The organism is Pseudarthrobacter niigatensis (assembly GCF_030812615.1).
GTDB lineage: Bacteria > Actinomycetota > Actinomycetes > Actinomycetales > Micrococcaceae > Arthrobacter > Arthrobacter niigatensis.
Window position 1 is genome coordinate 612843 of the sequence record NZ_JAUSTB010000001.1, and the last position, 14518, is coordinate 627360.

Annotated in this window: 14 protein-coding genes; 3 read left to right on the forward strand and 11 right to left on the reverse strand. The window is 61.9% G+C overall.

The window, feature by feature from the left end:
- Nucleotides 1–491 precede the first annotated feature (491 nt).
- Complete coding sequence (locus J2T23_RS02855) at nt 492–776, forward strand: hypothetical protein (protein ID WP_307356938.1); 285 nt, start codon at nt 492–494, stop codon at nt 774–776.
- A gap of 120 nt (nt 777–896) precedes the next feature.
- Here J2T23_RS02855 and J2T23_RS02860 read toward each other — a convergent pair whose 3' ends face one another.
- The 10 genes from J2T23_RS02860 to J2T23_RS02900 form a co-directional block, all read right to left on the reverse strand.
- Nucleotides 897–1388, reverse strand: a complete 492-nt coding sequence (locus J2T23_RS02860; RefSeq protein WP_307356939.1) for a single-stranded DNA-binding protein — start codon at nt 1386–1388, stop codon at nt 897–899.
- 58 nt (nt 1389–1446) lie between these two features.
- Entirely contained in the window at nt 1447–2526 is a 1080-nt protein-coding gene (locus J2T23_RS02865) for an ArdC-like ssDNA-binding domain-containing protein (protein ID WP_307356941.1), read from the reverse strand.
- Between the two features lie 153 nt (nt 2527–2679).
- Nucleotides 2680–3192 carry a hypothetical protein gene (locus J2T23_RS02870; RefSeq protein WP_307356943.1) on the reverse strand — a complete coding sequence of 171 codons (513 nt, stop codon included), beginning with the start codon at nt 3190–3192 and terminating at the stop codon, nt 2680–2682.
- Nucleotides 3185–5002: a type IV secretory system conjugative DNA transfer family protein gene (locus tag J2T23_RS02875; RefSeq protein ID WP_307356945.1), complete on the reverse strand. Its 1818-nt coding sequence runs from the start codon at nt 5000–5002 to the stop codon at nt 3185–3187. Before J2T23_RS02875 ends, J2T23_RS02870 begins: the two co-directional genes overlap by 8 nt.
- Nucleotides 4999–6213 (reverse strand): putative type IV secretion/conjugal transfer ATPase, encoded by a 1215-nt coding sequence (locus tag J2T23_RS02880; RefSeq protein WP_307356947.1) that lies wholly within the window; start codon nt 6211–6213, stop codon nt 4999–5001. The genes J2T23_RS02875 and J2T23_RS02880 overlap by 4 nt, the downstream gene beginning before the upstream one ends.
- Before the next feature lie 227 nt (nt 6214–6440).
- Nucleotides 6441–7943: an SCO6880 family protein gene (locus J2T23_RS02885; protein ID WP_307356949.1), complete on the reverse strand. Its 1503-nt coding sequence runs from the start codon at nt 7941–7943 to the stop codon at nt 6441–6443.
- Nucleotides 7936–9306: a type IV secretion system protein gene (locus J2T23_RS19845; protein WP_370871411.1), complete on the reverse strand. Its 1371-nt coding sequence runs from the start codon at nt 9304–9306 to the stop codon at nt 7936–7938. Before J2T23_RS19845 ends, J2T23_RS02885 begins: the two co-directional genes overlap by 8 nt.
- 3 nt (nt 9307–9309) lie before the next feature.
- Entirely contained in the window at nt 9310–9597 is a 288-nt protein-coding gene (locus J2T23_RS02890; RefSeq protein ID WP_307356952.1) for a hypothetical protein, read from the reverse strand.
- 226 nt (nt 9598–9823) lie between these two features.
- The gene (locus J2T23_RS02895) at nt 9824–10876 is read right to left on the reverse strand and encodes a C40 family peptidase (protein ID WP_307356955.1); all 1053 of its coding nucleotides are present in this window, start codon (nt 10874–10876) and stop codon (nt 9824–9826) included.
- 818 nt (nt 10877–11694) lie between these two features.
- Entirely contained in the window at nt 11695–12594 is a 900-nt protein-coding gene (locus tag J2T23_RS02900) for a hypothetical protein (protein ID WP_307356956.1), read from the reverse strand.
- 182 nt (nt 12595–12776) lie between these two features.
- Between J2T23_RS02900 and J2T23_RS02905 the strand changes: the two genes are divergently transcribed.
- A complete protein-coding gene (locus J2T23_RS02905) occupies nt 12777–13100 on the forward strand; it encodes an ArsR/SmtB family transcription factor (RefSeq protein WP_307356958.1) in 324 nt (107 codons plus the stop codon).
- A gap of 35 nt (nt 13101–13135) precedes the next feature.
- Here the strand turns inward: J2T23_RS02905 and J2T23_RS02910 are convergent, their stop codons facing one another.
- The gene (locus tag J2T23_RS02910; RefSeq protein WP_307356960.1) at nt 13136–13633 is read right to left on the reverse strand and encodes a hypothetical protein; all 498 of its coding nucleotides are present in this window, start codon (nt 13631–13633) and stop codon (nt 13136–13138) included.
- Between the two features lie 190 nt (nt 13634–13823).
- Here J2T23_RS02910 and J2T23_RS19850 point away from each other — a divergent pair, with 190 nt between their 5' ends.
- Nucleotides 13824–14147 carry an ArsR/SmtB family transcription factor gene (locus tag J2T23_RS19850; RefSeq protein ID WP_370871417.1) on the forward strand — a complete coding sequence of 108 codons (324 nt, stop codon included), beginning with the start codon at nt 13824–13826 and terminating at the stop codon, nt 14145–14147.
- Nucleotides 14148–14518: the final 371 nt, after the last annotated feature.

Consider the following 14518-nt stretch of genomic DNA (forward strand, 5'->3'; position numbering starts at 1 on the left):
GGGGCCACTCTGATCGTGGCTGCACTGCTTACCGGATGGCAATGGCGGCGACGAATTACACAACGTCGCGCCTGGGTGGATCAGGCGACGGAACAGTGGAGTTCCTTCAGCAATGCCAAAGCGCTTGGCGGCACAACAGCGGAGGTGACGCTGGTTAGCGTTGACGCAGTGCAGCCCACCGGCTCCTGGGTCACGATCAGATGGAATCGCTTCAATCACACTCAGCGGGCCTGGCTGGAGTCGCTTCCGGAACCGATCTGGCCCGGATCGGTCCTGCTCATCTCCCCCGACCCAGCCCAGGTTATGCCGGGCGCGCCATGGCCGGACACGTACTTCATTCAGGCGGTCGATTGTTTGGCCTGGGCTCCTGCCGAAGGGCGCCGGGCGGCTCCTGTAACGCCATCCGTTGTGAGGGCGCGGAATACCTGAAGCTCCTGCCGCTGACTTGGTCCCAAAACCCGTATTCGAACATATGTTCTATAGTTATTTGCGTGATCAAATCCGGCTCGCCTGAAGACCTTGAGCGCATGATGGCCCGGATGGACGCTGAATCGAGCCGTCCGATCGATGATCCGGCGCCTATTCGGGACTTCCCGAAGTACGGCCGCCCGTTAGTGTATGTCGGCGGTATCTATGGCAAGGCCGTTGGGTGGACTCACAAGTACGGTCTCATCGAGTGGCTGGATTCATCCGGCAAGTACCACATGGGATGGGCTCACTCTTCGAGCATCAAGCGGGTGGAACCGGACGAGTGGAAGGGCAGTTCGAGGCTATAGCACGCACCGCGGTCCATCAGGGGGACAGCAAGACAATGGCCAGGTCCTCCGCGGAAGGACCAGGCCATTGCCATGTCTCGCTAGCGGGCAGGCTCAATAGCCCCGCCCAACGGCGCAGGGTCAGAGACTAACCTCATTCTGCGCCGGCTCGCCGAAAGGGGATACCGACACCGGCCCCTTGGTAGCGATGTTGTACGCAGGTTCGGGCGCCCCCTGCAGGCCTGCCTCTACTGAAGCCCCCGGCCCAGCGGCACGCGCAGAACGCTGGTATGCAGTGGTACCGAAACGAAGGTCCGGGCCTATCGTCTCGGCTACGATCCGACGAGCTTCACGCCGCTCCCCATCCTTTTCGAAGGAGCGGAATTCCAGCTCACCCGAAACGGTGACGGGGTCGCCCTTCTTCAGAGAATTGGAGGCATTTTCAGCGAGCGCCCGGAACGCGGAGACGTTGTGAAAAACAGGTTCCCCGTCATGCCAGGATCCGTCTGGACCCTGGACGCGCTGGTTCACCGCAACGCGGAGCTTGGCGTGGGCTACCCCCGACTCACCGTAGGTCAGATCCGGATCTGCCACGAGGTTACCGGCGATGTTGATCGGTATTTTGGTGCTCATATCGTGCGTCCTTCCTTCGCGGACGGGACTTTCCCATCCCACGCTTCAACGGCTGGCCTTACGGGCCAGATATCGCCAGACCATGCGACGGTCCCTCTGCCGGTTTCACGCCCGCATAGGTTTCCTGGCCTTCAACTCGCAGGGAGGCTTCTGCAGCCGGAATCTTCCCACCCAGTCCGGGCGGATTGGTCGCTTCGAGAATTTCCTTGCTTGCGGCCGTCACCCGGCCGAGCACTGACTTGGCAATATCCGCGCGTGAGGCCGACGGCTTTCCAGAAGTAGCCCCGACTGCTGACTGCTCCGCTTCGATAACTGCATCAGCCCAACCGGACAGATAGCTTGCTGATTGAGGACCTCGATCAATCCCATGGGCCTTGAGCACCGTGTAGGCCACTGACTCGGCCTCGACTTCGGCCAACCCGCGGTGGTCCACGCTGCTCCCATACAGCTTGCCCACCTTGTCGTCTGGTCCGTGCAGCAGAACGTGCCCGAGCTCGTGCGCAAGCACCGCTGCTCGTTCCTCCGAGTTCAGCCAGCCACCCACCTGCACCCGGCGCTGGGCAAAGTCCGTGAAGCCACTTGTAAGCCCAAACTGCGCGTCTGTGACTTGCACCGAGAAGCCATGTGCGCGGGCTACTCCAGCCAGCGACTCCCACAGCCGGGGCACTTCGACTGAAGTGCGTCCAGCTGATCGAGGAACCAGCAGCGGGGTGCCCTCAGTTTGGGAGACGTCGAAGACCGCCTGGCCCCGCCAGCCAGTGATGAGCGTCTTCTTCCCCTCGTCAACGGCACCCTTGGGAGCCTTGTCGCCAACGGGGAGGCGGTGACGAGTGCCGTCAGGCAAGAGCACCTGTTGTACGCGGGCCGTCCTTGGGGCAATTACCCACAAAGCATGTTCACCGCGAAGAACAGTCCGCCCGTGCCGCTCCCATTCCTTGTAGCCCGCCACGAGCTTGGGCTCGTCGGTACCGCGCTGTGCCATCTGCATCATCAGCAGGGCAACGTTCCCGCCGGAGTAGCGCCACAGGCTGGCGGAAGCGTCAAGGAGAACCTGCCAATGCGACGGCGACTCGACAGCCTTTTCAAGAATCGAGTGGAGTCCGTCCATCAATGCAGCAACGCGCTCCTCCGGCGCCATTCGCCGAGTCCCCAACGCAGAGTTCAGGCCAGCGGTTGGGCTTGACGGAACTTCGGGTGCAGCGGCCACGACAGCCACCCTTCTGCTTCTTGGACCGCAGCTAAGCTGCGCAGACACCGGTTCATGGTCACCGGATCATCCGAGCGACATGACTCAGAATTCGGGAACCAGTTGATGGGCCGCCTTGCACCAGTCGAGGAAGGCCGGATCGTCGTTCGCAAGCATGCGCGGTGCTGGCTCCTTGTGTGCCTGCAGTCCGACGCATCCGGCCGCCCTGGTGTGCGTCCTCAGACGTTCGACGGCGTGTGGGAGCCTTTCGTGAAAGGCGAGCGGCCCGAAGCCGGGGTCGTCCGTCGTGTAGGAGGCCAGCTCCGCGCGGTGCAGCGCGTACAACTCGGCCACGATCTCAGGGTGACGCCACCAGCAGTCCGGGACGACCGACGTCGTCAGTTGGTAGGTGGCCACGAGCCATCGCACCCAGGCAGAGAGCGATCGCCATGCCTCCTGTGATTGCTCGGTCGTCATCTCCCGCCAGCGGCGGGTCACGGACTTGGGCCCAGCCTGTCCGGCAAATGCCGACCTGAAAAGTTGTGCAGTAATCTCGTCGTCCCCAAAGGAACCAGAGGAGGGAACATCAAACTCATCGACGTTGTCACGGCTATGCATCAGGAGTCCCTTCGGTCTTCTGTTGGCGCTGCTTGTGCCCGTCGGCCAACAGGCGCTCCATCTCAGCTTTCAGGCGGCGTAGTTCCCCCGCGTCCTTGCGCTTATGCCATTCCAGGAGATCCAACAAAATGGGCCGCGTGCGCCGACCCAGCATGAGTGCGGTGCCAGCAGGGAGCCGTCGAATCTCGTCCAAGGCGATCACCGGACGGTCGCGAAGCTGTTCACCGTCCTGCCGGCCCTGTGACGACCAGGAACGCGTGGTGAGCGTCAGGCTGCGCTCGCCGAGCAGACCGGCGAGGGATCGGAGATCGTGTTCGTCAGATCCACCTCCGAAAATCACCTTGATGATCGCGGAGTCCCAAATTGTTGACGCCTCATCGATGGACCAGCCCGAACGGGCTTGGGAGAGGGATTGCAGGACCACGAGGGTGGAGATACCGATGCCGCCGCCGTCGGCGAGCGCCACGGGCAGCCCGGGCCACGGTGCCAGGTTCGCGATCTCATCGAGTATGAGGGACAGCGGCGGCTCAAGCCTGCCGCCTGGCGAAACGAAGGCCATTTCGCGTGCCGCGCTGTCGATGTCGTCGATCAGGGCGGACAGGTATGGGCCGGCGGCAGCGGCGCCCGCGCGCGTGCCGATCAAATAGAGCGTGCCCCGTTCCCGAATGAAGGCCTTCGGGTCAAACTCCTCGGACTCGTCCTGCGGGTTCAGTGCCGCCAAAACCTTCGGTGAAGACAGCGGTGCAACCGCTGCCGAGACACCGATCCAGGAGTTCGAGGTATTCCGTGGGTCGTCTTCCAGGATTCCCATCAGGTCTGACTGCCAGCCAAGCGCCGCGCCAGGCCTGCCCAGCACCTCCAGCGCTTCCCGGGCCAGCACGGGACTGGAGGACCAGCGTCGGAATGCAGCCACTCCCTCACCGGACAGTGCAGCAGCATGGAGCAGGCATTGGAGGACGATCAGCGAACGCTTCTGCCACGCAGCGTTTTCGCCCTTCATCTCCGTGTCCGCGGTGATGACCAGCGCTCGCCGGGTGGCAACGTCCGGGTCCTCGCATCCGCGAACCGGTGACCAGCGGAGGGACGACGGCAAACCCGACATGCCCTGCGGATCGAAAACCGTCACCGGTCGATTGTGAGAAGCCCTTGCCTTCATGGTCACTACAATGTTGTCTGCCCGGGTGGACGTCGTCACGACGGCGCCCGGTGCGTCGAGGATTGCATTGATAACTACATACAGACCCTTGCCGGACCGGGGAGCACCTTGGATCACCATCGATTCTTCAGTGGAGACGTGGACCGTGACGCCGCGGGAACGGCCCAGGGTCCAAGAAAGGTCCTGGACCGAAGGCTTCACCAGTCCCGGGCGCGTGAACTTCCCTCGCTTCTGCACCGCCGTCGCCCCAAAGTCGTGGACGATTTCGGCGCGACGGGCAACTCCGTCCCGATTCAGGATGTCCTGCCGGAGCCATGCCCCCGATTGCTTCCACCGCCTCCATGCAATAAGTGCAGCCACGGCGAGCACTCCGACCAGCAGCAGGGCCGGAGCCAGGATCCACCAAACGCTGTCTATGCCGACTGCGCAGTCCCCACGGCGGATGACTATCCAGTCCATCCTGTTGGCCAAAAGTCCGGCGACGGCACCCGGGTTGAAGGGCGACGGCGGCAAGGCGCCGCAGTGCCAAGAGGTCGCGAGCTGCGCCGCGGCCTGCACCAGCGCGCAGAGACATACGTAAGCTGCCGCTCCAACGAGGGCAGCGGTGACGAGCGGATTGTCGCTGGCAGCCCGTGAACTCGCTGGCCGTCTCACAGCATCCTTTCGTCTGTCCCGAAAACGGCCAACTCGTCGGTTGTCACCCGGTTGGCCACGATGAAGGAGCGGTTCCCGACTTTCCAGAGACCGACGCCCTTCGGAAGGTTCTCTACGTGCTCGCACTCAGCTTCGGTGAGGCCCAAGGCTTCCTTTGTAAGTCGCATGGCATCGTGCTTCTGGCGGTAAATGATCCTGGTATCTGCTTCGGTGAGGAGGCCCAGGGCTTTCTGCCGATGTCCGCTGGTGCTGTCACCGATCTCATTGAGGTCAGCGACCTTATGCATGATCAGCAGGTTGGCAATGCCGTATGTTCTGGCGAGACGCCACTGCTCGCTCATCTTCGCCAACATGTAGGGATCGGCGAGCATCCGCCAACCTTCGTCGTACACGACAAGGCGCTTGCCGCCGTCGGGATTGGTGATTGCCGCCTCGAGCCAGGTGGCGCCGCAAGCGGCGGCTAGCGAAAGGGCCTGCTCTGACGCTCCGATGAGGGCGGAGGTATCCATCACCATCATTGGCGCGTCCGCGTCGAAGGCTACGGTGGACGGAGCATCGAACATGCCCTCGAGATCACCGGACACCGTGCGTCGGAGGGAATGGCTGACGGCGGTTCCGCCCTCCGCGCCGACGAGGGCCACCATCTCCTTCGACGGTCGCAGTAGATGGTCAAGCACCATGGGCAGCGTGGGGTTGGTGTTTTCCGCCATGGTTTCCATGAGGGCGATATCCAAGGCCGTGTGCTCGACGGGTCGGAGCGGCATTCCTTGACGCATGAGGGATACCAAGGCGACCAGGAGGTACCGGCGGCGCTGGCGAACGACAGCCTGCCACTGTGCCTCGGTAAGGGCGCTGGACCGCGGCCCGGCGTCCAAGGGATTTACTCGTGCGGGACGGCCTGGTCCGACGGAAATGACCTTTCCGCCTACAGCTTTGGCGACGGCAACCCACTCACCCTTGGGATCGGAGGCGACGGCGGCTTTCCTGCCCAACGTGATGGACCGCGCGACGAGCGACTTGCCGCACATCGATTTGCCTGTGCCGACGGTTCCGATAACGACGATGGATGGGCCGCTGATGATCCCTTTGTCGTAAAGGATCCAGGGATCGTAGGAGAAGGCTCCTGACCCGAAGACATCGGTTCCGATGTAGGTGCCTTCGTGCCCCAGCCCCGATTCGGTAAGAAATGGGTAAGCGGCGGCGAAGGTCATGGTTGAGGCGCGGTGGGGCGCGGGACGCAACCGGTGTGGGCCACGGAGCGAATTCGGCTCTTTGCTCCCCCAGTCGCCCGTGAAGCGAAACTTCTGAGGTTCCGGCTGCTCATGCTCCAACGAAGAACTCGCCAACCTGGACGCCCAAGGTGCGGACTGCCGTCGTGCTTTCTGATCCCCCCGACTTACACCCGACGGATGGTACTCGAAGCTACCCTTCGTCTTGTTCATCGCAGTCCTCTTCCCAAGGGCAAGCCGCTGGCAACAAAGGCCGCCCATTGCTGCCCGTACAGAAGGCGCAGTTCCACGAATGCTCCGGCGGCGGCGGACTCAAGCTCCTGGCGGTGCCGCGCCAAGTCCTCCAGTGAAGTAGCCGTGACGGTCATGTACGCGGCCGGCCGGACGTCACCGTGGCCGGCGACAATCTCTTCCTCCCGCTGTGTCACCTCTTCTTCCTCGGCCCCTTGCTCACGGGTGAGTGGCCTGTCGAAGCGGGCGTTGATGCGGCGGCGGGTCTCGTGAGCTTCCTGGGCTGAACGGATGTCGCGCAGAGCTTCAGCGGTAGGTACCGCCCGAATGACCTCGGTAAAGGTGTGGCGGAATTCGCCGACGTAAATCAGAGGGTGAAGGAAGCCCGGAAAGACTTTTTGCCGCGGCCATTCAGCGATCCAGAAGGTCTGATGAAAGCCGGAATCCGTCCGCAAGTACGTCCAGTGCTCCTCCACGCCCATCGGGCCGTGTCTCGTTAGATCATCGGTAGACTCTGCTGCTGCTGCTGCATTCGACGCCGAAGCTGTCGCGGCCGTCGCTTTGCCGACGGGCAGAAGGGCAGGATCGAAGGCACCGCGGATGATGGCAAGCAGCCCCGGCTCGCCGAGCCATTCATCGACTTTGACGTTGTGGGTACCCAGCGACGTTCGTATCGCCTCGACTTCGAGCCGCAGGACGTGTTCAAGGCCGGTGACGCCCCCGCCCGACTCCCTGATCCGCCGTCGCGCCTTGCTCGTGGCCAGGACAACCGAGACAACCAGCTCATGGCTCATAGCTGAGCCCGCGGCGCCCAGTAAGTCCTCATACGCGCGGCGTCCCCAAGCAGCATCTTCCTTGCGGTCTCGCGCCGGCAGGGCATTCTCCCTGTAGAAGTCCCAGAGGGACGATGACGGGTAAGGCACGGTGTAGTCCTGGATGGCGATGCGGGCAACGCTTTGCCGTTGGGCCATGCCGGCCTGAACGCGTGACCAAGCCTGGACTGCCCACGCTTTATCGTCTGCATCCAGGAGAGCGAACGAACGCGTACTGCACCTCAGCACCGCGATTGCTTCCTTGCCGTGGCCATCGACCAGGAAGCATTCCCCACGGGCGGTTGCTCGAATCTCCAGATTGCCCAACCCACCCGGGAGGGCAAGTCGGCCGGCGAGGCGTGGAGCTTCGGGCTTCGCGAGGAACCTCGTCTCGCCCGCAGCTGCGCGGTAGAAGAACGTCGCGATCTGTTGTGCCCAGACTGGATATGGGACGCGGGAGTACTGCAGTATTCCGAGCAGTACCAGCGCGAGCCACATAGGCCCAGTGGTGAGTAATCCGACTGGACCATTGCTCGCTGATGCAACGATAGCGACGCTAGCTCCCCCGGCCACGATGAGCAATTGGTACCACTTGAGCCCAAGGAAAAAGCCGCGGCGTTCGTACCTTGGGAATTTGACGGCTTCCAGCGCGCGCCCGTCTTCAGACATGCGGGGTGCCTCCCTTCGATGGATCAATTCTTGGTGGCTGGGGTTTCGGAGGTTGCGGGCTCGACGGTCCGGGGGTGTTAGCGGGAGGCCGCCCTCGCGGTCCCGGTTCTGTAGGTGTGCTCTGCCGGGCTGGCGCTGGAGCAGCGCCGCCTTGGCTTCTCGGACTCTCACGCACGAACCGTGTGGGTTCCGCGGACTGCGGTGCACCCGGTGATCCGGTTGACGATCCTGTCTTCAAGGCTCTCTGTCCTCCATCGGGGCCCGGTGAGGTCAACCCGGCGGGCACAGGAGGAGCTGACACCTGTGTCGGGAAGACGTTACGGCTCGAACTGATGGGCCGTGTCATGGCGGAACGACTCACCATGTTCGCGAGAGTCAGTCGGCCGCCTGCCTGCCGACTGATCTGCCGGGCCGCAACACTGGTGCTTCGCGACAGAACGTGGCCGCCGCCAGCCGTTTGCGCGGCTGCAGCCAGTTCCCCTCCAGCGAAGCTCACGAGGCGCAGGGCCATCATGGGTGCCCCACATGCGAGGGCCATGCCTACGGTTCCGGCTGCCAAGCCCGCGAAGGACTTGGAATCGGCAAAGAGCTTTACGGCGACGGCCAAGACTGTTGCAGCCAAGGGCTTGGCCACAACCAACGCGATGACGACCTCACACCAGCGACGAGCCCAGGATTTTGTCTTGTCCCAGGGCAGCAGCATGAGGGCCACTGGCGCGACGGCGGCGAGGACAACGACAGCAAACGAGCGGAAGATCATCGAGCACATCAGGATGAAGGCGAGTATCCAGACGACTACTAAGGCCATCATGGTTACCACCGCCGCGCCTGCAGGGCCGCCGGTGTTTCCCGGAGCCAACGAGACCAGATTCCATTCCCGGCCACTTCCCTGAGGCGCTCGTTCAAAGCCGAAGAGCCGCATGAAGACGAGATAGGGGTCGGAACCAATCGATTGGAGCAGGGCGGCGGATGCCAGGTCCGTTGCCCGCGTCAACTTACGGACAAGGTAAACGGCGGCGCCCACCAGTGGGATGGCGACGGCCCCGCCTATCATCGCCCTTCCAATGCGTCTGGGTTGCTGGCTGATAAGCCCCGAGAGCAGCTGCATAATCATTACGACGGCGAGTGGAGTCAGCATTACAACCACCCACCAGCTCGTGAGTCCCTCGATGGACAGCCACTGGGAGTCGTCGACGTTCGACACAGTGAAGGCACCCGTGATGAAGGCCCACAGCCACGACGCCATGTTCTGCAGAATGTTTGCGAACAGTGACGTGACCGCGCCAAGGGCGTTGTCGTTTGCCTGTGACACCAAGCCGCATCCGGGCGGCCACCATCCATTGAGATCGCACTCAACGGGCATGACCTAGAACCCGAGAGGGAATGCGGTCTGCGACCAGAGGATGTAGCCGTTGATGCCGCCAAGGATGGCAGCCACGGGCCCTGTCCAGAGGAGGATCACGCCTCCGCTGGAAGCCAGGCGCGACGATTGGCTCAGCTTGCCGGCCAGCAGCAGGGCTGCGCCGATGATCGCCACGATGGCGATGATGATGAAAGCGCCGACCAGGATGCCGCCGCCAATTTGTTTGAGCGATTCAAGGAAGGGGAAACTCGCGTTCGGCGTGATTCCTGGGTCCACCGCTGCCAGTAACATGGGTGCTCCGTCCGTCGTATTCCATGGAGTGAGCAGATGAGCTCACACGTTCATGGGAGGTGAAGCATGGAACGACATGACCTGAACATCGAACACGCCTATCGGACACGACGACGACCAGACTTGCATTGACCCCACTCACCGCGGGGAGGTGGGTCTCCCAACAGGACGTCGCTTATGCGCTGACGCGCCATGGCCGAGATGCCCACAGCGCGCGACAGAGCCCTCAGCGCGGAAGCAGATCAAAGTAGACGGTGCCGGAATTCCAGCTAATTGGATGCAGTAACGTACCCACGGCGGGGTTCAAGGCGCTCCACATCATGCCGTTGCCCGCGTAGATGCCAACGTGCCCCCAGTTATCCGGTCCTTGGGGATTCTGAACCACCAGGTCCCCCGGCTGCGGGTCGTCGGTCCGAACCCCAACACGCCACTGCTCCACCCGCGGCAGTTCGATTCCAGCCTGCCGATAAATCCATTGCACGTAGCCGGAACAGTCCCAGGCTTTGAATGCAGTGCCGCCCCACACATATCGTCCACCTAGACCTTCCTGCGTGAACCGCAGAATGTCCTGGCGGAGTTGACTCAGGTTTTTCCAAGAGGCCGCAGGCCCCACTTTGGGCGGCGAAGATGAGCAAGGAGCTGGCGACGTGTCCGGTTCCAACGCAGCAACGACTGCTGTCGCTGCACGCTCCCAACGCGCGTAAAGCTCGGGAAAAGCAGATACCTGGACTGCCTGAGCAGCCAAGTCTTTGTCCATCGCCTGCCACCCCGGTACGTCGAGCAGCCCTCGTGGACTTCCTCGGTTGGGACCCAAAGGGCCGCCGTAGAAGGCGCGGGCGTTGTAGAAAACGTCCATAAGCTGCTCAACGCTCCCCCACCCTGCCGTGGAACGTTGTTGAGCCGAGCCTATCGAGTCATGGTCGCTCCCAACGCCATCATTTGGAAAACCCATGGAAGCCGGAACCCTGGGATTTGCGAGTACGCGCAAACTCGACTCCTGCATCGCCATCATGATGGCAATGATCTGTCCCGAACGGGGTACACCAAGCTGTTTTCCGACCCCAATGTACGCGCGAGCCACGCTTTCCTGTCGCGAGTTCAGCTCGTATAGCACCTGGCTACCATCGCGGACCTCCAGGCCATCGCCAGTCTCCGTACCCGTGCTGATGGATGCAGCATCAGCCGGAGCACAAGCGACAACTGGCTCTCCGCTCAGACTGGCAAGTAGAGCCACACCCGCGACGAACGCCATCAGGCCGAGAAGCACAAGGACAGTCACAGCGGCAGCGACACCTTTCAGCAGTGCCCGCCTTCTAGCCAGACCGGCCACGGCCATAGGACCGACCATCAGTAGACGATCCGGTCCGCGGTCGCATAGAAGGCAACCATGGCGCAGCGGTCAGCCGGAGCTGTAGCCGCAGGCGGGCAGTTCAGCATCACCGTTATAGGTGCGGAATAAGTGTTTCGGTCCCTGCTCGTCTCATCGAGCACTTGCACGATCACAGTGCACACGTGAAGGCCAGCCCACGGCGGAGGGAATTCTTGAACTTTGGATAGCTCGAGATCGCAGCGAACAGATTGGGCTTTGGCGCTCCGGCGCGCCGACTGCTGTCCAAGACTCGCAAAGGAAGTGGGAGTCACACCAGTGGCCTCGAACTCTTTGACCAATACCGACAAGGGGTTGGATCCATCGGGAAGCAACTCCCACCACGAACGCACCCGTGCATACACATCCGAGTATGACGACGAGCGGCTGTCCCACGTGTAGATTCCCCTTGCTGCCTCTACAGCGAGTGCACGGAAGTCGCGCGTTGGCGAAAGATCAACAGGTGAGCTCAGTGCGGCCATATCGGTTTCGCCAGGAACAGCAGTAGGCACAGCGATTGCCGGGGGTGTCCCGGAAGGTACCGGCGCTAAGGGCGAGCTTGGTGCCGGGCTTGGGACCGATGCCGCGCCCGGCCTATCAATCGGCCAGAACAGGAAAACGAACCCGCTTATCATCAAGACAACAAACAGTCCGGCAACGATCGAGCGCTGACGGCCCACCGCATGGAGTGCGCGCAGCCCCCTGCTTGCCGTCCCCCAGCCGACCATGACTTACCCTGGCTGCCTGTTGGCTTCGTGCTGGAGCACCCGCCAAGCCGTCCGGTACAACTGCCGCGCGAAACCGATGTTTACGGCGACGTACCGCTCAGTGACACCAAGCTCGGTCGCTAGCGCAGCCATCTGCACGGACCTAGGCAGGCCGCGCAACCCTGGACGGACTATGGTCTCCGCGACTCTTCTCAGAACAGCCGTGGGAAGGCAATCGGCGGCGCACCGGCAAAGACCTTCCATGCTTAGCCCCGGCTCGGGGTGGCAGTTCAGTGCAGCACTGATCGTCATAGCTGTCTGCCGCACGACAGTAACGGCATGCCAGCGTCGCCTGTCCCTTGGCGATGGGGGTCCATAGTGCCGTGGCCCAACCAGGCTTGAGACAGCGAGTTGCCACGTGTCCTCCTTGACGTTTCTCTGCACCAAGCTGAGCATGGCCTGCGCCCATGCGTGGTCGACATACCTCTCAACGCTGTCCAAACCCAACCCTGCGCCGACGACAGCAAAAACTTCAGGCGAGACTTCCGCCGTCGTGAAATCCATGAGCAGCGGCAAAGTCTGATGACTGAGTTCGCGCCGCACATGTGCCGCGCAGATTTTGTTGCAGACGCCTTGGACCCAAGCTTCGAACGGAATTCCCGGCAACTCCCGGTAGCGCCCCTTCGTCACCCCGTCCCATACCGCGACCCGAATGTCCTGCATGAGGTCGTCCACATCGCACGTGCGTCCAATCCGTGCCAGGCGTGAGACGACGTAACCCTTCACGCTGTTCACCGCGCTCATGATTTGGTCGATCGGGACGTTGCATTGCCCTGCCGCAGGAGGCTTCAGCAACGAGACATCAACAGAGATGGTCTTGGATGGTTCCGAGCCGTTTTGAATTGGCTGAGCGTCGATTTTCACGACTTCACCACTTTGTTCAGATCGAGTAGTTAGCAGAGTCGCGGAAGAGGCCACTCGCGGACGTGGATGCGCAGATCCAGCAACGATCAGTAGAAGCTACAAAAATTATTGTCGAAGATACTTGTAGTATCGTCAAGGGTGCCGTTCTTACTTTTTCAGCATCCTTCGGGAAGAATGTGGCTATGCCGCGGATTACTCAGCCACACGACGCCGCCTGGTCGGCCGACGTTGAGGCTGCCGTCGCTACATTCGGTAACCGGTCGCGGAATGAAATTCTCCGATTCCTAACGGCTAAGGGACCGGCTACGCGCGGCGACATTGTCGCCGCAGTCAGTGCCGGCGAACCCAGCGTGGCAAAGCACCTCGCGGCTTTGGAGGAAGCGGGCGTGGTGATTGTCGACGTCGAACCTGGGCGCCGGCACGGACGGTCGCCCCGGTACTCGGCCAACGCAGTCCGAATCAAGGAACTGCTGGACGCGCACCTAAGCTATTTGCTCGAGAAGTAGTGGCAACATTGCGACGGCGGTAGCGCCTATTCGACCTACTCCACTGCTTCACCCGCATCCGACGACGAACCCGCCGCTGCTTGCTCACCTTCCGGCCGCCGGTTGATGTCCCTGTTCAAATACTCTGTGATGGCACGAAGCGTCTCCGGGGACACATCACCAAGAGTCCTGGCCGCAAAGGTCTTCACCCGGGCTGCGCGAAGGGACTTCACAAACTCAAGCTGTGAATCAATGCGCTCGGGCAGGTTTGCGGCCTCGCCACCCTGCAGATACCCAGAGTCCACATTGAAGATTTCACACAGAGCTCCAAGCAATGCCGGGTCACTGACGAGTCTCCCTGTGCCGTCCTTCATGTAGAACCAGCGGGCTCTGGAAAGCTTGATTCCCCTGCTCTGCAGCTTCTGCTGAACCTCACGGAACGTGACGGGCTGACCTCGCTCGGCGACCACAACATCAAGCAGAAGGTTCAGGCGTCGCGCCAACTCCGCCTGTGGAGACAAGCCAGCACTGAATGCCTCTTGGTCAGAATACAAGACCCGCCTCCCTCCTGGTGCAGTGGTTCATGCCAACCCTGGTGCCCAGTATTCCGCTGCCGAACGCCGCCTGCAATAACGCTTCCGGGACGCTTCCATCCCCTTCCAGATGAGCGTATCGTTCTCCTGTAGACCCGTCTACAGTCCAAGCTCAGTCATTCGTGGGGTCTCCATGGCAGAGGACATCTTGATGAACCGGACGCGAAGCCGACTCCTTCGCTTCCTGGTAGCGCATGGCCCAGCGTCTTGCGGCGACGCCTCTATAGCCCTGGGACTGTCGCAGTCGACCGTCCGCCGACAGATCATGCTGCTGTGCGACGCGGGTCTGATCAGCCCGCTCACAGGGACCTTTTCTGCCCAGGTGGACCAGATTGAAAAGCATCTTCAAGAGCTATCCACCGGGTTCCAATGTCCTGTTACCGACCGGAGATACCCAGATGCTGAGGGCGCCCACCTGTCGGAATCGCCGTTCCACTCCTGCGAATCGCCAGGAACGTCGGAGGAAGCCAGCTGAACAAAGGTCGGGTCGATTTGTTGAGGATTGCCCTGAAACTTCAGAGGTGGTCGACTTGTTCCCGGCGCCAGCGAGGATGAGATTCGGAGTCGCAAGCTCGCCGGCACGTGCCACCCTATTCGGTGGAGCGATTAATACGATGCTCGACCCGCGACTCTGCCGTCTACGTTGCCACTAAATGCGTGAAGCCCCTGATCACCAGTCCAAAACAAACGCCGCAATACAGAATCTGCCAAATGGTCAGCGTCCGCTGACGGGGCTGCCGGGACGGTCATTGACGCATCCAAGGACCAAGCAGACAGGACGATTCTCTCAGCGCCGTTACACAGACCGAGATGAATTGCAGTATCCACCAACTGGCTGAAGCACGA

Bases quoted from the DNA above. Each gene is read 5' to 3' on its own strand.
- J2T23_RS02860 (WP_307356939.1), bottom strand. From the start codon at position 1,388: ATGAGCACCAAAATACCGATCAACATCGCCGGTAACCTCGTGGCAGAT.
- J2T23_RS02865 (WP_307356941.1), bottom strand. From the start codon at position 2,526: ATGGCGCCGGAGGAGCGCGTTGCTGCATTGATGGACGGACTCCACTCG.
- J2T23_RS02870 (WP_307356943.1), bottom strand. From the start codon at position 3,192: ATGCATAGCCGTGACAACGTCGATGAGTTTGATGTTCCCTCCTCTGGT.
- J2T23_RS02880 (WP_307356947.1), bottom strand. From the start codon at position 6,213: ATGACCTTCGCCGCCGCTTACCCATTTCTTACCGAATCGGGGCTGGGG.
- J2T23_RS02885 (WP_307356949.1), bottom strand. From the start codon at position 7,943: ATGTCTGAAGACGGGCGCGCGCTGGAAGCCGTCAAATTCCCAAGGTAC.
- J2T23_RS19845 (WP_370871411.1), bottom strand. From the start codon at position 9,306: ATGCCCGTTGAGTGCGATCTCAATGGATGGTGGCCGCCCGGATGCGGC.
- J2T23_RS02890 (WP_307356952.1), bottom strand. From the start codon at position 9,597: ATGTTACTGGCAGCGGTGGACCCAGGAATCACGCCGAACGCGAGTTTC.
- J2T23_RS02905 (WP_307356958.1), top strand. From the start codon at position 12,777: ATGCCGCGGATTACTCAGCCACACGACGCCGCCTGGTCGGCCGACGTT.
- J2T23_RS19850 (WP_370871417.1), top strand. From the start codon at position 13,824: ATGAACCGGACGCGAAGCCGACTCCTTCGCTTCCTGGTAGCGCATGGC.